Below are 24,483 nucleotides of genomic sequence, written 5' to 3'. Positions count from 1 at the left end.
AGTTTCAGAATCGGTTTTGACAGCATCCATAGACAAAACCTTGAGATACCGACTTTCGTGAGCAACGCCCGTTACCGCGCCTTCATCGCCGTCGCCCACCACGGCAGCCTCAGCGCCGCCGCCCGCGCACTGGGCGTGAGCCAGCCCACCATCTCCACCCAGATCGCCACGCTGGAGCGCCAAAGCCAGATCGAGCTGTTCCACCGCCGCGGCTACCGCATGACGCTCACGGGCGCAGGCGCCAGACTGCTGCCCATGGCGCAGAAAATCATGGCGCTGGAGGCCGAGGCCGAGTTCTTCCTGCGCGACTCGGGGCAGTTGCACCAGGGCGAGCTCAAGATCGGCGCCGTGGGGCCCTTCCATGTGATCGAAATGGTGGCCGCCTACCGCGCACGGCACCCGGGCATGCAGCTGTCCATCCGCATGGGCAACTCGCAGCAGGTGCTGGCCGACCTGGAACGCTACGACACCGACGTGGCCGTGCTCGCCGGCCTCTACGACCGCCCGGAGCTGCTGGCACGCGAGTACGCGCGCCACGCCATCGTGCTGTTCGCCCATGTGGCCCATCCCTTCGCGCGGCGCAGCGAAATCGCGCTGTCCGAACTGCAGGGCCAGCCTTTGCTGCTGCGCGAGCACGGCTCGACCACGCGCACCGCGCTGGAATCGGTGCTGCAGGCAGCCGGGGTGCAGCCGCGCACCGAACTGGAGATCGGCAGCCGCGAAGCCATACGCGAAGCCGTGGCGCGCGGCCTGGGACTGGGCGCCGTGTCCGAAGCCGAATTCATCCCCGACCCGCGCTTTCGCCCGCTGCGCATCGCGGGCGACCCGGCCAGCACCACCACCTATGTCTATTGCATGCGCGAGCGCAGCGACAGCCTGCTGGTGAGGTCTTTTCTGGAGGCGATTTGAGGGCCGCGCCGGGCCACCTCGCCCCCCGCCTCAGCCCTCCACCCTGATTCCGCGCGCCTGGATCAGCCGGGCCCACTTCGCCCGTTCATCGCGCATGAAGGCGTCAAAGCGCTGCGGCGTCCCCCCTCCATCCTCTGCGCCGAACTCTTCGAGCTTGGCCACCACATCGGGCATGGCCAGGATACGGTTGACGTCCGCATTGATGCGGGCCACCAGATCGGCAGGCATTCTTGCGGGGCCCACCAGGCCGAACCAGATGCTCGCGTTGAACCCGGAATAGCCCTGCTCCGCCACGGTGGGAATCTCCGCGAAGGCCTTGGCGCGCTTCACGCCCGTCTGAGCCACGGCATGGACTTTTCCACCCTTGATGAAGGGCGCCGCCGTGGTCATCCCCTCAAACGCGTAGTCGATCTGGCCGCCCAGCAGATCCGTCATCACGTTCGACGCGCCCTTGTACGGGATATGGAGCGCGGACACCGCCGCAGTCTGCTCGAACAGCGCCAGCGCAAGGTGCTGGGCCGACCCCGTGCCCGAGGAGCCGAAGCTGACCTCCCCCGGCTTTTGCTTCAATGCGGCCAGCAGGCCCTGCATGGTGGCGGAAGCCTTGGGGCTGGCAACCAGGACCTGCGGGGTCTGGCCCACCAGGGCGATGGCGGAGAAGTCCCGCTCCGGCGAGAAGCCGAGCCTGGGGTTGAGCGCAGGGGCAATGCCCAGGGCGTTGATGTGGCCCATCATGAGCGTCTGCCCATCGGGCGCGGCCCTGGCGGCCTCGGCAGCGGCAATCAGCCCCGCCGCGCCTGGCCGGTTCTCGACGATGACGGGAATGGCCCACAGCTGGTTGAGCCGGTTGGCGATGATCCGCGCCAGGATGTCCGTGCCGCCGCCTGCCGAGAAGCCGACGAGGATTTTGACAGGGCCCGCTGGCGGCCTGGCCTGTGCAAAGCCCGGATGGGCATGCAGGGCGGTGGCTGCGGCGGCCGAGGTCAGGAACTGTCTGCGTTGCATGGCTTGTCTCCTTGGATGATGGGCTGGCGGCGGTCTTACGCCACCGAGATCCAGCGGCCGAACCGGGACACCTGCGCCTCTTCGAAATTGAAGCCGAGCCCCGGCGTCTGGTGCAGCACGACACGGCCCTTTTCCTGCGCCAGCTGGCGGTCCAGCAGGCGGCGGAAGTTCAGCACCTGGTCATCCCAGAAGAACTCGACATAGCGCGCATTGGGGGTCGCGGCCACCAGCGGCGCGTGCACATCGTGAAACCAGTGCGGACACATCTGCAGCCCATAGCCAGCGGCCATGGCGGCAATGCGCTTCCACTCGGTAATGCCCCCGCAGACTGCGGCGTCGGTCTGCAGGATGGATGCGGCGCCCATGTCGAGCAGATGCTTGTGGTACCAGCGGCCATAGCCGATTTCCGCGGTGGCCACGGGAATGCGGGTGAGCTTTGCCAGGCGGGCGTGGCTTTCGACATCGTCGGGGCTGAACGGCTCCTCGATGAAATAGGGGTCGTATGCCTCCATGCGGCGCAGGTACTGCATGGCCTGCACGGTGTCCACCCAGCCGTTGTTGCAGTCCAGCATGAGCTCCACGTCCGGGCCGATGGCCTCGCGCGCCGCCTTCACGCGCGACTCCTCGCCCTGGGGCGACCAGCGGCCGGTCTTCATCTTCACGGCCTGAAAGCCCAGCTCGACATAGCCGGCCATCTCCTCGCCGACATGGCCGGCGGTCTTGCCGTCCACGTAGTAGCCGCCGCTGGCATAGGCCGGCACCGTGTCCAGCTCCACCGCGCCCAGGTACTTGTGCAACGGCAGCTGGGCGGTGCGGGCATTGAGATCCCACAGCGCAATGTCGAGTGCGCTCAGTGCGCGCATCACGGTGCCCATGCGGCCTTGCAGCAGCGCCTCCTGGTACATCTCCTTCCACAGCCCTTCGACGGCCAGGGAATCGCGGCCCAGCAGCACAGGACCGAGCAGCTGCTCGACCGCGACGCGGAACAGCTCGCCCGCCGCATTGCCGACATAGCAAAAGCCGATGCCTTCGACGCCGTCGCTGCTGCGGACCTTGACCAGTCCGTAGTGGCGGTCGACCACGGTGCGGTTCGACAGATAGGTGACCTTGTCCAGCGGCACGCGGGCAACGCAGACTTCAATGGATTCGATGAGGGGCATGTGCTCTCCTGACATGGTTTGGAAGCGGGAACGAGCGAACTTTGCGCTTCAGGAGATCTGCAACAAAGATGGTGTCCCATGGTTCAGATGACGCAAAATGCGTCGCATGGATTCGCGCTTTCTCCAGAGCTTCATTGCCGTCGTGGACTGCGGCTCGATGGCCGACGCCGCGCGCAGGCTGGACCTGCCGCCCACCACCGTGGCCCAGCAGATGCGTGCGCTGGAGGCCGACGTGGGCTGCGCACTGCTCACGCGGGTGGGCCGGACGGTGCGGCCCACCGTCGTTGGCGCCCGGATCGTGGAGCATGCGCGGGAGGTGCTCAAATCCGTGGAGAACCTGAGGTCGGCCGCCTCGGCCACCGAGCTTCCCGCAGGCCCATTGAGGCTGGGGGCAACGCCCACGGCGCTGATGGGCCTGGTGCCCCCGCTGCTGCGCCGGTGGATGAGCGCCCATCCGGCCGTGCGCGTCTACATCGAACCCGGCACCTCCTCACTGCTGCTGGACCAGGTGCAGACCGGCCATCTGGATGCGGCCATCCTTGTGCACCCGGCCTTCGCCATGCCCAAGACCTGCGAATGGCGGCTGATGCGCAGCGAGGCACTGATTCTTCTCGCGCCCCGGGACATGAAGGTGCGCGATCCACTGCTCACGGCCGCACGCGAGCCCTTCATCCAGTACGACCGCAAGGTGGTGGCAGGAAAAATGGCGGATGAATACCTGCGGGGCCACGGCATCAAGCCGAAAGTGCGCTTCGAGCTGGACGGCATCGAGCAGATCGCACAGCTGGTTGCGGAAGGCTTCGGTGTCTCCATCCTGCCGGACTGGCCCGTGCTGGGACCGCCGGATGCCAGAACGCGCCGATGGCCGCTGCCCCCTCCGAGCCCGTCCCGCGAAGTGGGCATGGTGTGGCTGCGCTCTTCGGTGCGCTCCCCACTGGCAGCCGCCTTGTCCGAGCTGATCGATTCCCGCTAGCGGACCATGCCCTGACCTGTGCCTGGCACGCAGGCTCTCAGAACAGGCTGCGTTGCGGCAGCAAAAGCGACGGGTGGTAGAGGCTGCAATCGAGCCGCAGCGGCTCGCGGTTGAATCCGCACCGACGGCAGGCCAGGGCAAAGCGCTGGCGCAGCAGTTCGGCCCAGTGGCCCGTGCCCTTCATGCGCTGGCCGAACTCGGCGTTGTACACGCGGCCGGCCTCGCGCTGCTCGCCCTGGATGCCGTGCAGGTCGCGCACGCGCTCCATCACGCGGCGGGCGCGGTCGGGGTAGTGCACCTGCAGCCATTGCTCGAACAGCGGCGCCACTTCCCAGGGCAGGCGCAGCACGGCATAGAAGGCGTGGCGCGCGCCTGCGTCGGCGGCCGCCTCCAGCACCTTCTCCAGGTCTTCGTTGATGAAGGGAATCTGCGGTGCCAGGCTCACACCCACGGGCACGCCCGCCTCGGTCAGCGCGCGGATGCTGCGCAGCCGGCGGTGGGGCGCGGCGGCGCGCGGCTCCAGGTGGCGGGCCAGGTCGGCATCCAGCGTGGTCAGCGTGATGTGCACCGAGGCCAGGCCCTGGCGCGCCAGCGGGGCCAGCAGGTCCAGGTCACGCTCCACCCCGCTGCCCTTGGTGACGATGGAAAACGGGTGGCGCGCCTCGGCCAGCACTTCGATCAGGCGGCGCGTCAGCCCCAGTTCGCGCTCCACGGGCTGGTAGCAGTCGGTGACCGAGCCCAGCATCACGGGCGCGGCCACATGGCTGGCGCGCGACAGCTCGGCGCGCAGCAGCTCGGGCAGGTTCTGCTTGGCGATGAGCCGGGTCTCGAAGTCCAGCCCCGGCGACCAGCCCAGGTAGCTGTGCGTGGGCCGGGCATAGCAATAGATGCAGCCGTGCTCGCACCCCCGGTAGGGATTGAGCCCCATGTGAAACGGCAGGTCGGGCGACTGGTGGCGGCTCAGCGCCGAGCGGGCCTGCTCCCAGCGCAGTTCGGTGCGCAGGGGCGCGGCTTCCTCGCCTTCGGCAGGCGCCTCAAGGCTGCCCCAGCCGTCATCGAACGCCTCGCGCGGGTCGGTGGTGAAGCGGTGGGCCAGCTGGCTGGCTGCGCCCCGGCCCTTGATGGCGTGCAGGGGAATGAAGGCCGGCTCCGGAGAGAGGTCTGGGTTGGCGCGCATGGGGTTCGCTCCCGCAACGATGAATACTGTACAAACATACAGATCATAGCTGCGCAGCAGCCCGTTATCCAGAACGATGACAATGCCCCTGATCCATGCCATCCAGACCCATGCACCACATCCGCCCTGCCATCGACAGCGACTTCCCGTCCTTGCTGGCCTGCGATCCATATGCCCGCAGCCATGCTGAACGCCAGGCCTTTCTGCGGGAGAAAACGGCCGCTGGCGCGGTATTGCTGGCCGAGCGGGATGGCTCCGTGTCGGGTTTTGTCGTGCTGGAGCCCGGATTCTTCGGCCATGGGTTCATCTCCCTCATCGCCGTGGCAGATGCAGCGCGGCGCAGCGGCGTGGCGCTTGCACTGCTGGCGGCGGCCCGGCAGCGCTGCACCACGGACAAGCTCTTTACCTCGACCAATGCATCGAACCTGGCCGCGCAGGCGCTGTTCGCCCAGGCGGGCTTTGTGCCCAGCGGGCGCGTGGACAACCTGGACCCCGGCGACCCCGAGCTGATCTTTTTCAAGGCCCTGGGCAGCACGCGCGCGCAGTAGCGCTCGCAGCAGGCCGCGTCAAGCCCGCGCCAATCCGCACCGCACCGTGCGGGTTCGCTTGGCAGAACCCACACGGGCCTGCACAATGGGCCTATCGCACCAACTTGGTGCTTTTCTCTTTTCTGAAGATGCCTTGGCCCGGACAACCGCGTTGCCCGGGCTTTTGTCCGTTTGGGCGCCGCTGCCCTTCACTGCAGCCACGGCGCAAGCACACAAGGGAGCCAACACCATGGAGCGCAAGCCCCACATCATTCTTTCGTCCCTGGACCTGGAGCGCATCGAGGCCCTGCTGGACAAGCAACCCGCCTTCCCCGGCCGCGAGGCGCTCGAGGCCGAGCTGGACCGCGCCGACGTGCTCGAGCCCAAGGAAATGCCGCCCAACGTGGTGACCATGAACTCCACCGTGCGCTTCACGCTGCTGGAGTCGGGCAAGTCCAATACGCTGACCCTGGTCTATCCCAAGGAGATGGATGGCAGCTCCGACAAGGTGTCGGTCTTCGCGCCCGTGGGCATTGCCCTGCTGGGCCTGAGCGTGGGCGACCAGTCGCGCATGGCCGGCCCCTCGGGCCAGGTCACCGTGCGCGTGGATGCCATCGAGTTCCAGCCGGAAAGCGCGGGCGAGCTGCACCGTTGAACGCCGACCGGCGTGAAGCGAAAAAGGCAGCCAACCGGCTGCCTTTTTTGTTTGTGGACTGATGCACCGCGCCTCAGCGCAGGCCTGCCAGAAACGCCGCGATCAGGCCGGTGCCCACCAGGCCCGCCTGCCAGCGCAGCGCCATGTGCCAGCTGGGAACGTGGCGCTCCACGCGCTCGTACAGCAGATGGCCGGCCGCAATCGACAGCACAAAAGCCGTGCACATGCCCAGCAGGGCGGCGGGAATGGAATGTGGCCAGAAATGGCTTTCCACGGCATTGACCAGCAGGCAGACCGAGAAGTGCACGAGAAACACCGAGTACGAAATCTTGCCCAGCCGACGCAGCGGCGCCCAGCCTTGCGCCTGCGCAAACGCGGGGCTGCGCATGGCCACGACCAGGGCCAGCGCCGTGGCACCGGCCAGCGCGATGCGGTCGCGCCACTCCAGTGCCAGTGCCGCTACGACCAGGGCCACGATCAGCAGGGACCAGCTCCATGCCGTCGAGGACTTGTCCGCATGCGCGGCCCAGTAGGCCAGCATGCCCAGGCCGTAGGCGCCAAAGAAGTACGGCGCCCACACATCCCATTGCGCATCCAGATTGAAGCCCAGCAGCGAGGCCGCCACGCCGATCACCACCAGCGCCTGCGCCACGCTCAGCGCCCAGGGCCAGCAGCGTGACAGGGCGTCGCCGCCAAAGCGGCGGCGCAGCAAGGCACCACTCCAGCGCGTGCCGGCCAGCAGCAGCGCCGTCAGCGCGAACAGCTGGAAGTCTATGGACACATACCAGACGCCCGCAGACAGCGACTCCTCGCCCACGATGTTCTGCAGCAGCAGCGCATGCGCCACCAATTGCCAGAGATCGGGCTCGCCCGACACCGAGGCATGGTCGAACCAGGGCCGCACGACCGCCGAGACGACGACGGCCACGACCAGGGCCACCGCATAGGGCACGACCAGACGCACGAAGCGGCGCCCGATGCGCGACCACGGATCGCTGTGCTGGCCGTGGCCTTGCGGCGCCATGCTGGCTGCCGCCAGGTAGCCGCCCAGCACCAGGAAGATCTGCACGGCCATGCGCGCATATTCATAGAGCCAGTCGATGAGGTCCGGCGCGGCCGGATGGGCGATATCGGACATGGGGCCGTAGAAGGCCAGGTGGTGCCAGACGATGGCGGCACAGGCCAGGCCCTTGGTGCAGTCGATCAGCGCACTGCGGCTAGCGTGGGACATGGGGCAATCTGCAATCTGCGAACGGGTCGGTAAGCGGGAGGCGCTGGGCCCGGGCCGCCTGGCCGCAAGCCCGCAAAGGCGCCATTGTGCGCCTTTTGACCGCGTCTTGCAGAAAGCTGACGCACCGCTTTCCAAGCCGCCCAGGACATGCCGGCACGCGAAGGCACAATGCATGCCATGACGCAATCCAAACCTCTTCCGGCGTTGAACCGGCAGTTCGTCTCGCACTTCGGCGAGATGGGCAGCCGCTGGGGCATCAACCGCACGGTAGGCCAGATCTACGCTCTGCTGTTTCTTTCGCCCGAGCCGCTCAATGCCGACCAGATCGCCGAGACGCTGGAGTTCTCGCGCTCCAACGTGAGCATGGGGCTCAAGGAATTGCAGGCCTGGCGCCTGGTGCAATTGCGCCACCAGCCCGGCGACCGGCGCGAGTATTTCGAGGCGCCGCAGGATGTCTGGGAAATCTTCCGCCGCCTGGCCGAGGAACGCCGCCGCCGCGAGATCGAGCCCACCCAGTCCATGCTGCGCACCGCCATGCTGGAGGAAGTCACCACCGAAGAGGAACGCTACGCCCAGCAGCGCATGCGCGACATGTACGAGCTGATCGACCGGCTCATGAACTGGTTCGACGACGTGCAGCGCCTGTCGCCCGAGACCGCCATGCAGCTCATGGGCATGGGCACGGCCGTGACGCGGCTGCTTGATCTGAAGGACCGCATCACGGGCGGCAAGGGCCGCGCCAAGGCGGATGACACCGACGATTGAACACGGCAACGCTGCGTACAAAAATGAGCTCCCGAGGGAGCTCATTGTGTTTACAGCAATGCTTCATTGGCGGTAAGCGCGTGCAAAAACTGGCGTAGCCCAAAGCGAGGGACACCGAGCAAGGGCCGCCCCCGCAGCGAGGGTGTCGTCCCCCTCCCGAAGAGAGAGGGGGAAGGCGCGAAGCGCCTCAGGGGGAGCTTTATTTCTCCCGGGCCAGGAGTTCGCGGCGCGTGGCCTCGTCGTCCATCAGTTCGTACCACATCGCGTTGAGCACCGCGAAGGCGGCCGCCAGCGGCAGGCCGAGCAACCAGGCGAAGTACCACATGGTGTTGTGTCCTTTCTTGACGTTGACTGTCGTTTCTTGATTCGGTGGATCAGTACGAGTGGCCACGGCCCTCGATGATGGCCATCGGGTCGACCTTGCCGCGCAGCACGCTATAGACCCAGCTGGTGTAGGCCACGATGAGGGGCACGAAGATCAGCGCGCACACCAGCATGATGAACAGCGTCACATGGCTGGACGAAGAGTCCCAGACCGTGAGGCTGTGCTGCGGGTTCAGCGACGAGGGCAGGATGAACGGGAACATGGACGCCCCCACGCTGGCGATGATGCCGGCAATGCCCAGGCCGCTGGACAGCAGGGCCAGCCACTCGCGGCGCAGCCACAGGCCCAGCGCCGCCAGCAGCGGCATCAGCAGGCCGATGGCCGGCACGGCCCAGAGCACGGGCCGGGCCTGGTAGTTGGCAAACCAGGCGCCCGCCTGCAGCGCAGCCGTCTTGAACAGCGGATTGGACGGTCCGGTGGTGTTGATCTCGCTGGTGATGCGGTAGCCATTGAGCGCGGCCAGCCACACGCCGGCCGCCGCGAACAGCACCGTGGTGGCGACGGCCGCCACCATGCCGAAGCGGCGCGCGCGCGCGGCCACATCGCCCTCGGTCTTGAACACCAGCCAGGACGCACCATGCATGAGCAGCATGCACAGCGAGACCAGGCCGGCCAGCAGCGCAAACGGGTTGAGCAGGCCGAAGAACGTGCCCTCGTAGTAGATGCGCATGTCGGGCGCCAGGCGGAAGGGCACGCCCTGCAGCACATTGCCCAGTGCCACGCCGAAGATCAGCGCGGGCACCACGCCGGCCATGCACAGCACGGCATCCCAGCGCGCGCGCCAGGCCGGCTCCTCGCGCTTGCTGCGGAACTTGAAGGCCACGGGCCGCAGGATCAGCGCCACCAGGGCCGCGAACATGGCCAGGTAAAAGCCCGAGAACGAGACCGCGTACAGCTGCGGCCAGGCCGCAAAGATGGCACCGCCGCCCAGGATGAGCCAGACCTGGTTGCCTTCCCAGACCGGGCCCAGAGAGTTGATGACGACGCGGCGCTCCACATCGGTCCTGGCCGCCAGCGGCAGCAGCGCGGCAGCGCCCAGGTCAAAGCCATCGGTGACGGCAAAGGCGATGAGCAGCACGCCCAGCAGGCCCCACCACAGCAGGCGCAGGACGTCGTAGCTGATCAGTTCGTGAAGAATCATGGTGACAATCTCCCTTGGTCATTGCCCGCGGGCGAGTTTTTGCATCAGAGGGAAGTAGGTGGTCAGGTGCGGTGCGCTTTCCTCCTGCGGTCCCTTGCGGATGGCCTTCACCATGAGCTTCATCTCGATGACGAAGAGCACGGAGTAGATGGCGATGAAGCCTGCAATCGTCAGCAGCAGCGTGCCCGCGCCCAGGTTGGAGACGGCCAGCGCCGTGGGCAGCACGCCTTCGATGATCCAGGGCTGGCGGCCCACCTCGGCCACGATCCAGCCGCACTCGGCCGCGATCCAGGGCAGGGGAATGGCGATCACGGCCAGCTTGAGCATCCACGGATGGGCGTCCAGCCTGCGCCGCACCGACAGCCAGAAGAAGGCGGCCGTGAGCGCGATGAAGAACATGCCCAGCCCCACCATGATGCGGAAGGCCCAGAACAGCGGCCCCACGGCCGGCACGGTGTCCCAGGCGGCCTGGGCGATCTGCGCGTCCGTGGCCTGGCGCGGGTCGTCCACGTAGCGCTTGAGCAGCAGCGCGTAGCCCAGTTGCCCGCCCTTGTCCTCGAAGACGGCCTTGGCCTCGGCCGGCACCTGGCCCGTGGGGCCGGCGGCGCGGATGGCCTCCAGCGCGCCATAGGCCTCAATGCCGTTGCGGATGTACTGCTCGGTGCGCTGGACCAGGTCGTTGATGCCGGGGATCTCGGTGGTCAGCGAGCGCGTGCCGATCAGGCCCATGACCCAGGGAATGTGCACGGCGTAGTGCGTCTCGCGTGCGGCCTTGTCGGGGAAGCCGAAGGCCGTGAAGGCGGCCGGTGCGGGCTCGGTGTCCCACATGGCCTCGATGGCGGCCAGCTTCATCTTCTGGTGCTCCGACGACAGGTAGCCGCTTTCATCGCCCAGCACCACCACCGACAGCGCGGCGGCCAGGCCGAACGAGGTGGCCACCGTCATGGAGCGGCGTGCCAGCTGGATGTGCCGGCCCTTGAGCAGATACCAGGCCGAGACGCCCAGCACGAAGATGGCCGCCGTCACGTAGCCTGCCGAGACCGTGTGCACGAACTTGGCCTGGGCCACGGGGTTGGTCAGCACCGCGAAGAAGTCGGTGACCTCCATGCGCATGGTCTGCGGGTTGAACGCTGCGCCCACGGGGTTTTGCATCCAGCCGTTGGCGATCAGGATCCACAGCGCCGAGAAGTTCGAGCCCAGGGCCACGCACCAGGTGGTCACCAGATGGCCAACCTTGCTCAGGCGGTCCCAGCCGAAGAAGAACAGGCCCACGAAGGTGGCCTCCAGGAAGAAGGCCATCAGCCCCTCGATGGCCAGCGGCGCGCCGAAGATGTCGCCCACGTAGTGGCTGTAGTAGCTCCAGTTCATGCCGAACTGGAACTCCATCACGATGCCTGTGGCCACGCCCATGGCGAAGTTGATGCCGAACAACGTGCCCCAGAACTTCGTCATGTCGCGCCAGATGGTGCGGCCCGTCATCACGTAGACGGTCTCCATGATGGCGATGATCACGGCCAGGCCGATGGTCAGCGGCACGAACAGGAAGTGGTAGAGCGCCGTTACCGCGAACTGCAGCCGCGATAGATCGACGATGTCGAGGTCCATGGTGAGATCCTTTCTCTCGGGGGTACTTGGTGAAATCCTTGATCAGCCGTCCTGCCGCAGGCGCGCCAGGGCCGCCTCGAACGGCGGTGTGCCGCGCAGCGCCTCGGACACCACGCGGCCCTGCTCCACCCACAGCAGCCGGTCGGCCAGTTGCGCCTCCCGCAGCTTGTGGGTGGCCAGCACCAGGGTGCGGCCCCGGGCTGCACTGTCCAGCCGCACCAGCAGGTCGGCGGCCGTGCGTGCATCCAGGCCCTCGGTCACTTCGTCCAGCAGCCAGCAGCGCGCGGGGCTCAGCAGCAGCCGCGCCAGCGCCAGGCGCCGTGCCTGGCCGCCGGACAGGCCCAGCCCGCCCTCGCCCAGCCGCGTGTCCAGGCCCTGCGCCATGGCGCGCACATCGCCGGCCAGCCCGGCGACTTCCAGCGCCGCCCACAGCGTGTCCTCGGCGGCCTGGGGGCAAGCCAGCAAAAGGTTGTCGCGCAGGCTGTCCTCGAACAGTTCGGTGCGCTGCGTCATCCAGGTGCAGCGCCGGGCATGCACGGCGCCGGCCAGCGGCTGGAGCTCGCCGGCCATCAGGGACAGCAGCGTGGTCTTGCCCGCGCCGCTGGCACCCAGCAGGGCGACACGCTCGCCCTCGGCGATACGGATGTCCTGGGCCAGCACGGCGGCACGGGGTGCCACGACCTGCTCCAGCTCAACCGCCAAGCCCTGCCTGGGCGCAGCCGGTTCGCAGGCGCCTTGCGCAGCGCCATCGCGCAGGGCAGGCGCCAGCCGGCGCGCGGCCAGCCAGCTGCGGCCAGCCTCCAGCGCGCCACGGCGCAACGCGGCAAAGGGCTCCATGGCCGTCAGCGCCAGCAACAGGGCCAGCGCGGCCACGGGGGCGCCCAGCAGGCCGGCCTCGGCCAGCCAGCCCACGCCCAGCAGCACACCGGCCAGGGCCAGGGCGCCGCACAGGCCTTGCACGAAGGAGGTTCGGGCCTCCAGGCCGTGGAGCTCGGCGTCGGCCTCGGCCACGCGGGCGTCCAGGGCGGCAATGCGTTCGCAATGCGCGGCCAGGGTGCCGGCCATGGCCAGCTCCGCCTGCCCGGCCACCAGGTCGGCCGTGCGGGCGCGCAGGGACTCCAGCGCCAGCGCGCGGCGCACGGCGGGCCGGCGCGCACCGCGGGCCAGCCACAGGGCGCTGCCCAGGCCGGTGGCCAGCAGCCACGCAGCCAAGGCCAGGCCCAGCCACCAGCGCATCAGGCCCAGTGCCAGGGCGGCCACCAGCGTGGCACCCGTGGCGGCCAGCAAGGGCACGAACAGGCGCAGGTAAAGGCTGTCCAGCGCATCCACGTCGGCCGTCAGCCGCTGCAGCAGGCGTGCGGGCCGCAGGCGCAGGCTCAGGGCGGCGGCGGGCGTGGCCCAGCTGCGCAGCAGCCGCTCGCGCAGGGCGGCCAGCACGGCCAGGGTGGCGTCATGGGTGACCAGCCGTTCGGCATAGCGCGTGCCCGTGCGGCCCAGGGCCAGCAGGCGGATGCCGGCCGAGGGCATGAAGACATCGAAAACGATAGCCGTGGCCGGCAGCAGCCCGGCCAGCGCCGTGGCCGTGATGAACCAGCCCGACAGGCCCAGCAGCGCCATGCCCATGAGCACCGTGAGCAGGGCCAGCAGCGCGCCACCCAGCCACAGGCGGCGGGGCGCCATGCGCGCCAGGGCGGCCAGCACGGGCCAGAGGGTGGAGCGGGGCTTCATGCGGCCAGCTCCTGCGGGGCGGCATGGCCCGCCAGCTCCACCACACGGTGCATGGCGGCGGCCAGTTCGGCATCGTGGGTGGCGACGATCAGCGTGCGCCCGCGTGCCAGCTGCAGCAGGGCATCGGTGACCTGGGCGGCCGTGGCCGGGTCCAGGTGGGCAGTGGGTTCATCGACCAGCAGCAGGCCTGCATCGCGCGACAAGGCCAGGCGCGCCAGTGCCAGGCGCACGATTTCGCCGCCCGACAGGCCGGCTCCGCCCTCACCCAGCGTGGCGCCGGGTCGGGTCTCGGCCAGCTTGCCCAGCCCGGCCAGCCGCAGGGCCTGGCGCAGTTCGCCGAAGGTGAATCCCGGGCGGCCCAGCCGGAGGTTTTCGGCCACCGAGCCGGCGAACACATGGGGGCTCTGCCCCATCCAGGCCATGCGCGCGCGCAGCCGGCCGGCCGATTCGCCGTCGAGCAGTTGGCCGTCGATATGGATGCGCCCAGGCTCGGCCACCGGCAGCAGGCCGGCAATCTGCGCCAGCAGCAGCGACTTGCCGCTGCCGCTGGGGCTCCACAGCGCCACATGCTCGCCAGGCCGCACGTCCACCGTGAGCGCCGGCAGCGTGACCGCGCCGCCTGGCGCCTGGGGCCGCACCTGCTCCAGGTGCAGGGCGCAGGCCTGGCCGGCCGCCCTGCCGGGCGCAGCCAGTGCGCCGGGCAGCGGCTGCGCATCGCGGCCCAGCTCGCCCAGGGCCTGCAGGGCGGCCTCGCCGCTGGCACGGTCGTGCCAAACGGCAGACAGCTCACGCAGGGGATCGAAGAAGCTGGGCGCCAGCAGCAGCACGAACAGCGCCTGGCCCAGGCTCAGTGTCTGGCCCCAGCTGCCAAAGGGCAGATGGCCCAGCAGGTGAAAGCCCACGTAGACGGCCACCATGGCCACGCCCAGGGCCGAGAACAGCTCCAGCACCGCAGAGGACAGAAAGGCGATGCGCAGCACGCGCATGCTGCGTTCGCGCAGGGATTCGGCATTGGCGCGCAGCCGCTGCGCCGTGGCATCCACCGCGCCCAGGGCGCGCAGGGTGGACAGGCCGCGCAGGCGGTCGAGCAGGAAGGCGTTCATGCCGCCCAGCTCCACCATCTGCGCCTGGCTGGCCGCCTTGGCGCGCCAGCCGACGATGGCCATGAACAGCGGGATCAGCGGTGCGGCCACCACCAGGATCAGCGCCACCACCCAGCTCTGGCTGGCCACGGCCAGCGCAATCACCAGCGGCACGGTGCGCACGCGCCACATGGCGGTCTGGTAGCGCGACAGCCAGGGCACGATGGCCTCGGCCTGCTCGGCCATAGCGCTGGCCGCCTGGCCCGAGGCCGCGCGCTGGCGGTCCAGCGGCGAGGTGCCCGCCAGCGTGCGCAGCACCTGCATTCGCAGCGCGCTCACCAGGCTGCGCGCCTGCAGATTGGCGCGGCGTGTGCCGCTGGCATCGCACCAGGCGCGCAACCCGCCCAGCAGTGCCACGCCGGCCGCAAGCTGCCACAGTGGCCACAGCGGCTCCACGTCCGCGCCATCGGCCATGGACTGCACGGCCAGCGCCAGCAGCGCCGCCTGGGGCAGCCACAGCAGCGAGGCCAGCACCAGGCGCCCCGTACCCGCCATCGGACGACGCGCCAGCTGGTGGAACTCAGGCAATGACGGGGTACAAGGTTTGTTCATTTATTCTGTAATTTCAGTATTTACTGAAATTACGCAAAGAATTCTAAACAAACTTGCTCCAGGCAAGTCGCTCGTAGGGGGAAGCCGAGTGAAGCAGTCAAGCGTGCGCAAGGGGTTTTGCGCAAACAACTTCGAGAACCGGACCCGCACAGCGTGGGTAATACCCAAAGAAAACGGCGCCCGAAGGCGCCGTCTGGCGGGGTAGGAGAAGAGCCCGTCCTGGGCTCCCCCGACCTTAAGGGGTGGACAGCAGGCGGTCGCGCGCCTGGTTGTATTCACGCTTGAGACGCTCGACCAGTTCGCCCGCACCCGTGACTTCGCGGATGGCGCCAATGCCCTGGCCGCAGCCCCAGATGTCCTTCCAGGCCTTCTTGGCGTCGCCGCCGAAGTTCATCTTGCTGGGATCCGACTCGGGCAGGTTGTCGGGGTCCAGGCCTGCCGCACGGATGGACGGCGCCAGGTAGTTGCCGTGCACGCCCGTGAACAGGTTGCTGTAGACGATGTCGTCGGAGGTGCCGTCCACGATGGCCTGCTTGTAGGCGTCGTGCGCACGCGCCTCATGCGTGGCAATGAAGGCCGAGCCGATATAGGCGAAGTCCGCACCCATGGCCTGGGCCGCGAGGATGGCGCCGCCCGAGGCGATGGAGCCCGACAGCGCCACGGGGCCGTCGAACCATTCGCGGATTTCCTGGATCAGCGCGAACGGGCTCTTGACACCCGCATGGCCGCCCGCGCCCGCCGCCACGGCGATCAGGCCGTCGGCCCCCTTTTCGATGGCCTTGTGCGCGAACTTGTTGTTGATGATGTCGTGCAGCACCACGCCGCCCCAGCTGTGCACGGCCTGGTTCACGTCCTCGCGCGCACCCAGGCTGGTGATGACGATGGGCACCTTGTACTTGGCACACATCTGCATGTCGTGCTCGAGCCGGTCATTGCTCTTGTGCACGATCTGGTTGATGGCGAACGGCGCCGAGGGCCGGTCCGGATGGGCCTTGTCCCAGGCGGCCAGGGTCTCGGTGATCTCGGCCAGCCAGTCTTCGAGCTGCTCGGCCGGGCGCGCGTTGAGCGCGGGCATGGAACCCACGATGCCGGCCTGGCACTGGGCGATCACGAGCTTGGGATTGCTGATGATGAACAGCGGCGAGCCGATCACTGGCAGGGCCAGTTTCTTCAGCGCCGGGGGAAGCTTGGACATGCGTTGTCTCCGTTGGTTCTCGGTGTCTTTGTCTGCGTTGTGCCGTGCGCAAGCGCCGGGTCAGAAGGCGTCCATGGGCAGCGCCATCACGCTGTCGCCGCCGTGCACGATGGCATCGCGCAGGCCCGCCGCCTTGACGAGGATGTGCTCGGCATAAAAGCGCGCCGTCGCAATCTTCGCGCGCATGAAGGCCGCGTCCTGTCCCTTGTGCAACAGCTGCTCGGCCGCCAGCAGGGCGCGGCCCATCTGCCAGCCTGCGACGAGGTTGCCCGCCAGCATCAGGTAGGGAACGCTGCCGGCGTACACGGCATTGGGCTCGGCCTTGGCCTGGCCCGAGACGAAGTGCACCGCCTCGACGAAGGCCTGGCGCGCGGCGGCCAGCTGGCGGGCCACGGCCAGTGCCTCGGGCGTGCCGCTGGCGGCCAGCTCGGCCTCGGTCTTCTCGATCTGGCCCGCAATGGCCAGCGCGGTCTGGCCGCCATCGCGCGCCGTCTTGCGGCCCACCAGGTCATTGGCCTGGATGGCGGTCGTGCCTTCGTAGATGGTCAGGATCTTGGCGTCGCGGTAGTACTGGGCGGCGCCCGTCTCCTCGATGAAGCCCATGCCGCCGTGCACCTGCACGCCCAGGCTGGTGACTTCCAGGCTCATCTCGGTGCTGTAGCCCTTGACCAGGGGCACCATGAATTCATAGAAGGCCGCATTGGCCTCGCGCACCTGGGCATCGGCATGGTGATGGGATGCGTCGTAGGCCGCGGCGGCCGTGGCCGCCATGGCACGGCAGCCCTCGGTGTAGGCACGCATGGTCATGAGCATGCGGCGCACATCAGGGTGGTGGATGATGGTGGCGCTGGCCTTCACACTGCCGTCCACGGGGCGGCTTTGCACGCGCTCGCGGGCATAGGCCACGGCGTGCTGGTAGGCGCGCTCGGCCACGGCAATGCCCTGCACGCCCACGGCGTAGCGGGCCGCGTTCATCATGATGAACATGTATTCGAGGCCGCGGTTTTCCTCGCCCACCAGGTAACCGATGGCCCCGCCGTTGTCGCCGTACTGCAGCACGGCCGTGGGCGAGGCCTTGATCCCCATCTTGTGCTCGATGCTCACGCAGTGCACATCGTTGCGCGCGCCCAGCGAGCCATCCTTGTTGACCAGGAACTTGGGCACCACGAACAGGCTGATGCCCTTGACGCCCTCGGGCGCCCCGGCCACGCGGGCCAGCACCAGATGGACGATGTTCTCGGCCATGTCGTGCTCGCCATAGGTGATGAAGATCTTGGTGCCGAAGACCTTGTAGCTGCCATCGGGCTGCGGATCGGCCTTGGTGCGCACCAGGGCCAGGTCGGAGCCGGCCTGGGGCTCGGTCAGGTTCATGGTGCCGGTCCACTCGCCGGTCACCAGCTTCTCGAGATAGGTGGCCTTGAGCTCATCGCTGCCCGCCGTCAGCAGCGCCTCGATGGCGCCGTCGGTCAGCAGCGGGCACAGCGCAAAGCTCAGGTTGGCGCTGTTGAGCATTTCCACGCAGGCCGCGCCAATCGTCTTGGGCAGGCCCTGGCCGCCAAAATCCTGCGGATGCTGCAAGCCCTGCCAGCCGCCTTCGGCGTACTGGCGAAAGGCCTGTTTGAAGCCCGCCGTGGTGGTGACCACGCCGTCCTTGAGGCTGGAAGGCGCCACGTCGCCCGGCAGGTTCAGCGGCGCCACCACGCCTTCGCACAGCTTGGCGCATTCCTCCAGCACGGCCTGGGCCGTCTCCAGGCCAGCCTCCTCGAAACCGGGCAACTGCGCCACCTGGTCGATCTGCGCCAGATGCTCCATGGCGAACAGCATGTCTTTGAGGGGAGCCGAGTAAGTCATTGTTGAACCTTCCTGAACAGAGCCTGGACCGCCGGCGCGCAGCGCGCGGCGACCTGGGACAGCGGGCGCGCCGCCACAGCACTACTGCATTGCTGCGTTATTGCGTGACGCGGCCCGATGCGTTGACGATGGACAAATCCACGAATTTCGAGCCCGCCTGCGAGCCCGGACGATAGGTAACCCAGTAGCCGCCCAGATCGAAGGCGTCCAGGCCGCGCAGCGAAGCGGCCAGCTTGTCGCGCGTCAGCGGCTGGGTGCGGCGCATGGCCTCCACGATGACGCGGGCGTTCACATAGCCTTCCATCATGGCGTAGCTGACCGGCACGGTCAGCGACTTGCCGGCAGCGGTGGCCGCGTCCCTGAACTCCTTGTTCAGGCGCATGGTCACCTTGTAGGGACTGGGCACGACCTGGGCAATGGACAGGCCGCTCATGAACTCCACGGGCAGGCGCTTGGCCAGTTGCTCGATATCGGCTTCGGACGTCGCGTAGATCTGGGCCGTGCCACCCGCCATGCGGTACGCCTCGACAAAGGCCGAGGTCACTGGGCTGGAGGCCACCACCATCACGGCCTGCGCCGAAGGCTGGGCCTTTTGCAACTGGGACACGGCCTTGTCCATGGCACCCTTGCCCGTGCTCAGCGAGGCGCTGACCACCAGCTTGGCCTTGGAAGGCGCAATCGCCTTGTCCACGAGTTCCGCCACGGCCTTGGCATCCGGGCGCTCGTCATGCAGCAGGGCCAGGCGCGTGATGCCCACGGTGGCCAGGTGCGATGCGATCTTGGCCATTTCCTCGGGCAGATTGGCGCGCGTGCTGAAGATCTGGGGATTGCTCAGCACCCGCGTGTCCGTGCTCTGGTAGCCCACGAGGGAGATCTGCGACTGGTCGAGCAGCTTGCTGTCCAGCAGCGCCGCCATGTTGCGGTTGCCGAAGTAGCCGGCCAGCACCACGGGCTTGGACTCGTCCAGCAGCTTGCGGGTCTTGTCCACGGTTTCCTCGGGGTGGCCCACATCGTCCACCGTGACCAGTTGCACGGGCTGCCCCTGCACGCCGCCGGCCTTGTTGATCTGGTCGAAGTACAGGCGCATGCCCTGGGCATAGGCACGGCCCTGCGTCGCACCGGCTCCCGACATGGGTGCCACCTGCCCCACCACCCAGGCATTGGCCTCGGCGGCCAGCGCCATGGCGCCACAGACAAAGGCCACGGCCGTGCGGGCCAGGCGCAAGCGCATCATCTTCATTTCAATCTCCCTCTCGGTTCATGCCATCGCCAGCACCGGCTGGCGGCCAAGTCCGTTGTTGTAGTCGGTGGTGCGCGCCGTGACCAGCGGACCATCCCGGAATCCATGACGGAAAAAGAGGGGCCTGTGCCCCTCATTTTTCAGCTTCAGCCGCTTACAGCGCCTGCACCAGTTCCGGCACGGCCTGGAACAGGTCGGCCTCCAGGCCGTAGTCGGCCACCGAGAAGATCGGTGCCTCGGGGTCCTTGTTGATCGCCACGATCACCTTGGAGTCCTTCATGCCGGCCAAATGCTGGATGGCGCCCGAGATGCCCAGGGCGATGTACAGCTGGGGCGCGACGATCTTGCCGGTCTGGCCGACCTGCAGGTCATTGGGCGCATAGCCTGCGTCCACCGCAGCGCGCGAAGCACCGATGGCGGCACCCAGCTTGTCGGCCAGGGGTGTGATGACTTCCTGGAACTTCTCGCTGCTGCCCAGCGCGCGACCACCGGAGACGATGATCTTGGCGGCCGTCAGTTCCGGGCGGTCGTTCTTGGTGACCTCGCGGCCCACGAAGCTGCTCTTGCCGTTGTCGCCAGCGGCGGCCAACTGCTCCACCTGGGCGCTGCCGCCCGTGGTGGCCGCTGCGTCAAAGCCCGTGCCGCGCACGGTGATGACCTTGATCTTGTCGCTGCTTTGCACCGTGGCAATGGCGTTGCCTGCGTAGATGGGGCGCTCGAAGGTATCGGCGCTGTCCACCTTGGTGATGTCGCTGATCTGGGCCACGTCCAGCTTGGCGGCCACGCGCGGCGCGGCGTTCTTGCCGCTGGCGGTGGCGGGGAACAGGATGTGGCTGTAGTTCGAAGCGATTGCCAGCACTTGCGCTGCAATGTTCTCGGCCAAGCCGTCCTTCAGGCTGGCGCCGTCGGCGTGGATGACCTTGGACACGCCAGCGATCTGGGCAGCGGCCTGCGCAGCGGCGCCGGCATTCTCGCCCGCCACCAGCACATGCACGTCGCCGCCGCAGGCCAGGGCCGCAGTGACGGTGTTGAGCGTGGCGCTCTTGATGGAAGCGTTGTCGTGTTCTGCAATAACGAGGGATGTCATGTCTGCGAATTCCTTTAGATGACCTTGGCTTCGTTCTTGAGCTTGCTGACCAGGGTCGCCACATCGGGCACCTTCACGCCAGCGCCGCGCTTGGCGGGCTCGGCCACCTTGAGCGTCTTCAGGCGCGGGGCCACATCGACGCCCAGCTCTTCAGGCTTGACCGTGTCCAGCTGCTTTTTCTTGGCCTTCATGATGTTGGGCAGCGTGACGTAGCGCGGCTCGTTCAGGCGCAGGTCGGTGGTGATGACGGCCGGCAGGCTCAGGGCCAGGGTTTCCAGGCCGCCGTCCACTTCGCGCGTGACATTCACCTTGTCGCCAGCGACTTCGACCTTGGAGGCGAAGGTGGCTTGCGGCAGGTCGGCCAGGGCTGCCAGCATCTGGCCGGTCTGGTTGGCATCGTCGTCGATGGCCTGCTTGCCCAGGATGATGAGGCCGGGCTGCTCCTTGTCGACCAGCGCCTTGAGCAGCTTGGCGACGGCCAGGGGCTGCAGCTCCTCGGTGGTCTCCACCAGGATGCCGCGGTCGGCACCGATGGCCATGGCCGTGCGCAGGGTTTCCTGGCACTGGGCCACGCCGCAGGAGACGGCGATGACTTCGGTGGCCACGCCCTTTTCCTTGAGGCGAACGGCTTCTTCGACGGCGATTTCGTCAAAGGGGTTCATGCTCATCTTGACGTTGGCGATGTCCACGCCCGTGCCGTCCGACTTCACGCGGACCTTCACGTTGTAGTCCACCACGCGCTTGACCGGGACCAAAACCTTCATTGCAGCGGCTCCTGATTGATTGATAGATTGACGTTTACGTAAACCGAAATCATTGTATGCGGCGCTGCAGCAGCTGCGGCAGGTTTCCCTGACGGCCGAGGGCCGCATGCGCGCTCACAAAAAAGAACGATCGTGCCATTTTAAGCACGACCATTGAGATTTCCTGCGGGGGAACAGCCTGAACTCAGGGTATGCACCTAGGAATAATCCTAGCTGCTTTTCTCTGCTGCCTGAGCCACCACGCCCCCGCGTTCGGTGATCTGCACCACCTGCTTGGGGACTGGCAGGCTCACGCCTGCGGCACGCAGGCCGCGCAGCACGGCGAGGTTCACCTCGGAGCGCACATTGCCCTGGCCATTTTGCGGGTCGTTGATGTAGTAGCTGAGACTGAACTGCAGACCCTGCTCGACGAAGTCGACCAGTGCCACCGAAGGCGCGGGCGTCTTGAGCACGCGCGGCTGGGCGGCTGCGGCATCGAGCAGGATGCCGCGCACCTGCTCCACATCGCTGTCCATGCCCACGACGATGTTGGTGGAAAGGCCGAACTTGACGTCGAATCCGGTGAGGTTCTCCACACGCTGGGTGATCAGCGTCTCGTTGGGCACGATGGATTCGCGGCCGTTGAGCGCGCGGATGATGGTGTAGCGCGTGCGGATGTCGGTGATGCGGCCCTCGAAGCCATCCACGCGCACGTTGTCGCCGATGCGCAGCGCGCGTTCGATCAGCACCAGAAAGCCGCTGACGTAGTTGGAGGCGATCTTCTGCATACCGAAACCCAGGCCCACGCCGATGGCGCCGCCCATGACGGACAGCGCCGTCAGGTCCACGCCCACCATGGACAGCGACACCAGCAGCCCCACCAGGATCAGCACGCTGCGCGTGATGTTCATGGCCACCTTGCGCATGGACAGGTCGCTGACCCACTGGTTGATGACCTTCTGCTCGAACAGCGTTGCCACCCACAGCACGGCCACCATCATCAGGCCCGCCGACAGCGTGCCCTCGATCAGGTTGAGCAGGCTGACCGGCGTCTTGCCGATGTTGAACTGCAGGGCCTCCAGCTCCTCCATGACCTGCGGCAGCAGGCCGATGCTGTGCAGCACGGCCGCGCCCCAGGCCAGCCAGGAGAAGATGCGCTCGATCAGACGCACCACGGTGGAGTGGGGGAAGGTCCGGCTGAGCACCCGCGCCACGAAGCGGATCACCGACAGGGACACCAGCAGCGACACGGCCACGCGCAGCCAGAACACCGTGGAAAACCGCGCCAGGATCTCCTGGCTGGTGAAGACCAGCACCAGCGCCAGCAGCGGGAACAGGGCGCCATCGAGCGCATGGCGGCCTATCCATACGGAGGGCTTTCCATCGTTCAGATGGCCGTAGCGCGCATGCAGGCCGCGCATGGCGCCGTAGGCCAGCAGCAGGCAGGCGATGAGCACGGAGAACTCCAGCCAGGCGCTGGAGCTTTGGAAGTCGTTGATGAGCTTGTCGAAGATATCCATGGGTCAGGGCCGTTCCGCCGCAAGGGCGCAGGCCGCCATCATCGCCCAGATCCAGGACAGGCCGACCGGACCGGGACCTACATGCAGGTCGGTCAGCGGCCCGTCTTCCAGGCCGGTTCGCGCTTGGCGGCGAAGGCCTGGGCGCCCTCCTGGGCGTCGGCATCCATCATGTTGGCGGCCATGGTCTGGCCGGCCAGCTGGTAGGCCGCCTCGATGCCCATCTCGCGCTGGCGGTAGACCAGCGCCTTGCCCATGGCCACGGCCGCACGGGGCTTGCTGACGATGGACTGCACGAAGTGCTCGACGGCATCGTCCAGCGCCTCATCGGCCACCACGCGGTTGACCAGGCCCTGCTCCAGCGCCTGCTGGGCGTCGATGAAGTCGCCCGTGAGCAGCATCTCCATGGCCTGCTTGGCCGGCACATTGCGCACCAGCGGCACGCTGGGGGTGGCGCAGAACAGGCCATAGTGGATGCCGCTGGTGGCAAAGCGTGCCGCCTGCGCAGCAACGGCCAGATCGCACTGGGCGACGAGCTGGCAGCCTGCCGCCGTGGCAATGCCGTGCACGCGCGCGATCACGGGAACGGGCAGCCGGTGGATGGACAGCATCATGCGGCTGCACTGGGCGAACAGCTTCTGGTAGTAGTCCAGCTGCGGATGTGCCGCCATGTCCTTGAGGTTGTGCCCCGCGCAAAAGGCCTTGCCGGCCGCAGACAGCACGACCACGCGCACGGACTCGTCGCGCGCCACGTCGTCCAGCGCCTGCTGCAGCTGCGTGAGCATCTGCTCGCCCAGGGCATTGAAGCGCTGCGGGTCGTTGAGCGTGAGGCGCACGACGCCGCGCGCGTCGCGCTGCACGTCGAGCAGGGGGCTGGCTTCAGAAGGATGGGTGCTCGCGTTCATGGTGCTCCAGATCCGGTTCAGAGGTCGGCCAGCACGCGCACGTGCGCTTCCACGCTGCGCGCAAGCGGCCCCATCACATAGCCGCCTTCCAGGCAGGAGACGATGCGCCCCTTGGAAAAGCGCCGCGCGATGTCCTTGATGCGCGAGGTGATCCAGGTGAAGTCCTGCTCGGTCATGCCCAGCTGGCCCATGTCGTCCTCGCGGTGGGCGTCGAAGCCGGCGCTGATGAAGATCAGCTCGGGCTTGAAGGCCTCCAGGCGCGGAATCCACATCATCTCGACGATCTCGCGGATGTCCATGCCCTTGGTATAGGCGGCCACCGGCACGTTGACCATGTTGGCGGCCGGGTGCTGGTCGCCGCTGAAGGGATAGAACGGGTGCTGGAAGATGCCGCACATGAGCACGCGGTCGTCGCCGGAGAGGATGTCCTCCGTGCCGTTGCCGTGGTGCACGTCGAAATCGATCACGGCCACGCGCTTGAGGTGGTGACGGCTGAGCGCGTACTTCACGCCCACGGCCACGTTGTTGAAGAAGCAAAAGCCCATGGCCTGGTGGCGCGTGGCATGGTGGCCCGGAGGGCGCACGGCGCAAAAGGCGTTCTCCAGCTCGCCGGCCATCACCGCATCGGTGGCCGCCAGCGCGGCGCCGGCCGCATGCAGGGCGGCCGAGAAGGTGTGGCTGTTGATGGAGGTGTCGGTGTCGATCTGGGAGTACTCGGGGCCACCGGCCTGCTGCTCCTCGACCAGGCGCTGGGTCAGGCCCTGCAGCGCAGCCACATGCATGCGGTCATGGGCCAGTTCGATGTCGGCCAGCGAGGCCTGGGGGGCCTCGTGCCGCTCCAGCGCATCGGCCACGCCGGTCACCAGCAGCCGGTCCTCGATGGCGTCGAGCCGGGCCGGGCATTCCGGGTGCCCCGGCCCCATCTCATGCCGCCAGCACTCCCTATGGGTGAAATAACCCGTCTTGCCCACAGTGATGTCTCCGCGATGT

General features: G+C 67.6%; 22 protein-coding genes. 5 read left to right on the top strand and 17 right to left on the bottom strand.

The genetic code is table 11. From position 1 onward, the window contains the following. Nucleotides 1-57 precede the first annotated feature (57 nt). The gene (locus tag LGR64_RS20490) at nucleotides 58-909 is read left to right on the top strand and encodes a LysR substrate-binding domain-containing protein (RefSeq protein ID WP_043823861.1); all 852 of its coding nucleotides are present in this window, start codon (nucleotides 58-60) and stop codon (nucleotides 907-909) included. A 30-nt stretch (nucleotides 910-939) separates the two neighbouring features. Here the strand turns inward: LGR64_RS20490 and LGR64_RS20485 are convergent, their stop codons facing one another. Further along, nucleotides 940-1,914: a Bug family tripartite tricarboxylate transporter substrate binding protein gene (locus tag LGR64_RS20485; RefSeq protein ID WP_141829289.1), complete on the bottom strand. Its 975-nt coding sequence runs from the start codon at nucleotides 1,912-1,914 to the stop codon at nucleotides 940-942. A gap of 35 nt (nucleotides 1,915-1,949) precedes the next feature. Further along, a complete protein-coding gene (locus LGR64_RS20480; RefSeq protein WP_230356786.1) occupies nucleotides 1,950-3,074 on the bottom strand; it encodes a mandelate racemase/muconate lactonizing enzyme family protein in 1,125 nt (374 codons plus the stop codon). Nucleotides 3,075-3,180: 106 nt separating this feature from the next. Here LGR64_RS20480 and LGR64_RS20475 point away from each other — a divergent pair, with 106 nt between their 5' ends. After that, nucleotides 3,181-4,047: a LysR family transcriptional regulator gene (locus LGR64_RS20475; protein ID WP_180317672.1), complete on the top strand. Its 867-nt coding sequence runs from the start codon at nucleotides 3,181-3,183 to the stop codon at nucleotides 4,045-4,047. A gap of 37 nt (nucleotides 4,048-4,084) precedes the next feature. Here LGR64_RS20475 and LGR64_RS20470 read toward each other — a convergent pair whose 3' ends face one another. Then, nucleotides 4,085-5,224: a PA0069 family radical SAM protein gene (locus tag LGR64_RS20470; protein WP_230356785.1), complete on the bottom strand. Its 1,140-nt coding sequence runs from the start codon at nucleotides 5,222-5,224 to the stop codon at nucleotides 4,085-4,087. A gap of 95 nt (nucleotides 5,225-5,319) precedes the next feature. Between LGR64_RS20470 and LGR64_RS20465 the strand changes: the two genes are divergently transcribed. Together LGR64_RS20465 and rnk are read left to right on the top strand one after the other, a co-directional pair. Then, nucleotides 5,320-5,772: a GNAT family N-acetyltransferase gene (locus tag LGR64_RS20465; RefSeq protein WP_141829292.1), complete on the top strand. Its 453-nt coding sequence runs from the start codon at nucleotides 5,320-5,322 to the stop codon at nucleotides 5,770-5,772. Between the two features lie 229 nt (nucleotides 5,773-6,001). Beyond that, complete coding sequence (rnk, locus tag LGR64_RS20460) at nucleotides 6,002-6,406, top strand: nucleoside diphosphate kinase regulator (RefSeq protein WP_012204322.1); 405 nt, start codon at nucleotides 6,002-6,004, stop codon at nucleotides 6,404-6,406. Nucleotides 6,407-6,479: 73 nt separating this feature from the next. On the opposite strand, the gene LGR64_RS20455 is transcribed toward rnk, so the two are convergent. After that, a complete protein-coding gene (locus LGR64_RS20455; RefSeq protein WP_230356784.1) occupies nucleotides 6,480-7,637 on the bottom strand; it encodes an acyltransferase family protein in 1,158 nt (385 codons plus the stop codon). A 168-nt stretch (nucleotides 7,638-7,805) separates the two neighbouring features. Here LGR64_RS20455 and LGR64_RS20450 point away from each other — a divergent pair, with 168 nt between their 5' ends. Next, complete coding sequence (locus tag LGR64_RS20450; RefSeq protein ID WP_230356783.1) at nucleotides 7,806-8,402, top strand: GbsR/MarR family transcriptional regulator; 597 nt, start codon at nucleotides 7,806-7,808, stop codon at nucleotides 8,400-8,402. A gap of 199 nt (nucleotides 8,403-8,601) precedes the next feature. Here the strand turns inward: LGR64_RS20450 and cydX are convergent, their stop codons facing one another. The 13 genes from cydX to LGR64_RS20385 all read right to left on the bottom strand — a co-directional run bounded on the left by cydX (nucleotide 8,602) and on the right by LGR64_RS20385 (nucleotide 24,464). After that, nucleotides 8,602-8,727, bottom strand: a complete 126-nt coding sequence (gene cydX, locus LGR64_RS20445) for a cytochrome bd-I oxidase subunit CydX (RefSeq protein ID WP_012204319.1) — start codon at nucleotides 8,725-8,727, stop codon at nucleotides 8,602-8,604. 49 nt (nucleotides 8,728-8,776) lie between these two features. Continuing rightward, on the bottom strand, nucleotides 8,777-9,928 hold the full coding sequence (cydB, locus tag LGR64_RS20440; protein WP_141829297.1) for a cytochrome d ubiquinol oxidase subunit II: 1,152 nt from the start codon (nucleotides 9,926-9,928) through the stop codon (nucleotides 8,777-8,779). Between the two features lie 18 nt (nucleotides 9,929-9,946). Then, the gene (locus LGR64_RS20435; RefSeq protein WP_034391473.1) at nucleotides 9,947-11,533 is read right to left on the bottom strand and encodes a cytochrome ubiquinol oxidase subunit I; all 1,587 of its coding nucleotides are present in this window, start codon (nucleotides 11,531-11,533) and stop codon (nucleotides 9,947-9,949) included. Between the two features lie 42 nt (nucleotides 11,534-11,575). Next, nucleotides 11,576-13,261 (bottom strand): amino acid ABC transporter ATP-binding/permease protein, encoded by a 1,686-nt coding sequence (locus LGR64_RS20430; protein WP_141829299.1) that lies wholly within the window; start codon nucleotides 13,259-13,261, stop codon nucleotides 11,576-11,578. Continuing rightward, nucleotides 13,258-14,898, bottom strand: coding sequence for a thiol reductant ABC exporter subunit CydD (cydD, locus tag LGR64_RS20425; RefSeq protein WP_141831080.1), 1,641 nt, complete (start codon nucleotides 14,896-14,898; stop codon nucleotides 13,258-13,260). The genes LGR64_RS20430 and cydD overlap by 4 nt, the downstream gene beginning before the upstream one ends. 292 nt (nucleotides 14,899-15,190) lie before the next feature. Beyond that, nucleotides 15,191-16,150: an NAD(P)H-dependent flavin oxidoreductase gene (locus LGR64_RS20420; protein ID WP_012204314.1), complete on the bottom strand. Its 960-nt coding sequence runs from the start codon at nucleotides 16,148-16,150 to the stop codon at nucleotides 15,191-15,193. 60 nt (nucleotides 16,151-16,210) lie between these two features. Continuing rightward, nucleotides 16,211-18,001 (bottom strand): acyl-CoA dehydrogenase, encoded by a 1,791-nt coding sequence (locus LGR64_RS20415; RefSeq protein WP_141829301.1) that lies wholly within the window; start codon nucleotides 17,999-18,001, stop codon nucleotides 16,211-16,213. 97 nt (nucleotides 18,002-18,098) lie between these two features. Next, nucleotides 18,099-19,241, bottom strand: coding sequence for an ABC transporter substrate-binding protein (locus tag LGR64_RS20410; protein ID WP_013803458.1), 1,143 nt, complete (start codon nucleotides 19,239-19,241; stop codon nucleotides 18,099-18,101). A gap of 154 nt (nucleotides 19,242-19,395) precedes the next feature. Next, nucleotides 19,396-20,328 (bottom strand): electron transfer flavoprotein subunit alpha/FixB family protein, encoded by a 933-nt coding sequence (locus LGR64_RS20405; RefSeq protein ID WP_013803459.1) that lies wholly within the window; start codon nucleotides 20,326-20,328, stop codon nucleotides 19,396-19,398. 14 nt (nucleotides 20,329-20,342) lie between these two features. Further along, complete coding sequence (locus LGR64_RS20400) at nucleotides 20,343-21,092, bottom strand: electron transfer flavoprotein subunit beta/FixA family protein (RefSeq protein WP_012204310.1); 750 nt, start codon at nucleotides 21,090-21,092, stop codon at nucleotides 20,343-20,345. Nucleotides 21,093-21,301: 209 nt separating this feature from the next. Continuing rightward, the gene (locus LGR64_RS20395; RefSeq protein WP_013803461.1) at nucleotides 21,302-22,591 is read right to left on the bottom strand and encodes a mechanosensitive ion channel family protein; all 1,290 of its coding nucleotides are present in this window, start codon (nucleotides 22,589-22,591) and stop codon (nucleotides 21,302-21,304) included. Between the two features lie 92 nt (nucleotides 22,592-22,683). Then, nucleotides 22,684-23,493 (bottom strand): enoyl-CoA hydratase, encoded by an 810-nt coding sequence (locus LGR64_RS20390; RefSeq protein ID WP_141829302.1) that lies wholly within the window; start codon nucleotides 23,491-23,493, stop codon nucleotides 22,684-22,686. Nucleotides 23,494-23,510: 17 nt separating this feature from the next. After that, nucleotides 23,511-24,464: a histone deacetylase family protein gene (locus LGR64_RS20385; protein ID WP_012204307.1), complete on the bottom strand. Its 954-nt coding sequence runs from the start codon at nucleotides 24,462-24,464 to the stop codon at nucleotides 23,511-23,513. Nucleotides 24,465-24,483: the final 19 nt, after the last annotated feature.

Origin of the sequence: Delftia sp. Lp-1, from assembly GCF_020523835.1 — a bacterium.
Taxonomy (GTDB): Bacteria; Pseudomonadota; Gammaproteobacteria; order Burkholderiales; family Burkholderiaceae_C; genus Comamonas; species Comamonas acidovorans.
Note: the sequence above shows the minus strand (reverse complement) of the source record. Positions and strands in the feature narration are given on the sequence as shown.

Coding starts and splice junctions, on each gene's coding strand:
- LGR64_RS20485 (WP_141829289.1), bottom strand. CDS start 1,914: ATGCAACGCAGACAGTTCCTGACCTCGGCCGCCGCAGCCACCGCCCTG.
- LGR64_RS20480 (WP_230356786.1), bottom strand. CDS start 3,074: ATGCCCCTCATCGAATCCATTGAAGTCTGCGTTGCCCGCGTGCCGCTG.
- LGR64_RS20475 (WP_180317672.1), top strand. CDS start 3,181: ATGGATTCGCGCTTTCTCCAGAGCTTCATTGCCGTCGTGGACTGCGGC.
- LGR64_RS20470 (WP_230356785.1), bottom strand. CDS start 5,224: ATGCGCGCCAACCCAGACCTCTCTCCGGAGCCGGCCTTCATTCCCCTG.
- LGR64_RS20465 (WP_141829292.1), top strand. CDS start 5,320: ATGCCATCCAGACCCATGCACCACATCCGCCCTGCCATCGACAGCGAC.
- rnk (WP_012204322.1), top strand. CDS start 6,002: ATGGAGCGCAAGCCCCACATCATTCTTTCGTCCCTGGACCTGGAGCGC.
- LGR64_RS20455 (WP_230356784.1), bottom strand. CDS start 7,637: ATGTCCCACGCTAGCCGCAGTGCGCTGATCGACTGCACCAAGGGCCTG.
- LGR64_RS20450 (WP_230356783.1), top strand. CDS start 7,806: ATGCATGCCATGACGCAATCCAAACCTCTTCCGGCGTTGAACCGGCAG.
- cydX (WP_012204319.1), bottom strand. CDS start 8,727: ATGTGGTACTTCGCCTGGTTGCTCGGCCTGCCGCTGGCGGCCGCCTTC.
- cydB (WP_141829297.1), bottom strand. CDS start 9,928: ATGATTCTTCACGAACTGATCAGCTACGACGTCCTGCGCCTGCTGTGG.
- LGR64_RS20435 (WP_034391473.1), bottom strand. CDS start 11,533: ATGGACCTCGACATCGTCGATCTATCGCGGCTGCAGTTCGCGGTAACG.
- LGR64_RS20430 (WP_141829299.1), bottom strand. CDS start 13,261: ATGAAGCCCCGCTCCACCCTCTGGCCCGTGCTGGCCGCCCTGGCGCGC.
- cydD (WP_141831080.1), bottom strand. CDS start 14,898: ATGGCGGGTACGGGGCGCCTGGTGCTGGCCTCGCTGCTGTGGCTGCCC.
- LGR64_RS20420 (WP_012204314.1), bottom strand. CDS start 16,150: ATGTCCAAGCTTCCCCCGGCGCTGAAGAAACTGGCCCTGCCAGTGATC.
- LGR64_RS20415 (WP_141829301.1), bottom strand. CDS start 18,001: ATGACTTACTCGGCTCCCCTCAAAGACATGCTGTTCGCCATGGAGCAT.
- LGR64_RS20410 (WP_013803458.1), bottom strand. CDS start 19,241: ATGAAGATGATGCGCTTGCGCCTGGCCCGCACGGCCGTGGCCTTTGTC.
- LGR64_RS20405 (WP_013803459.1), bottom strand. CDS start 20,328: ATGACATCCCTCGTTATTGCAGAACACGACAACGCTTCCATCAAGAGC.
- LGR64_RS20400 (WP_012204310.1), bottom strand. CDS start 21,092: ATGAAGGTTTTGGTCCCGGTCAAGCGCGTGGTGGACTACAACGTGAAG.
- LGR64_RS20395 (WP_013803461.1), bottom strand. CDS start 22,591: ATGGATATCTTCGACAAGCTCATCAACGACTTCCAAAGCTCCAGCGCC.
- LGR64_RS20390 (WP_141829302.1), bottom strand. CDS start 23,493: ATGAACGCGAGCACCCATCCTTCTGAAGCCAGCCCCCTGCTCGACGTG.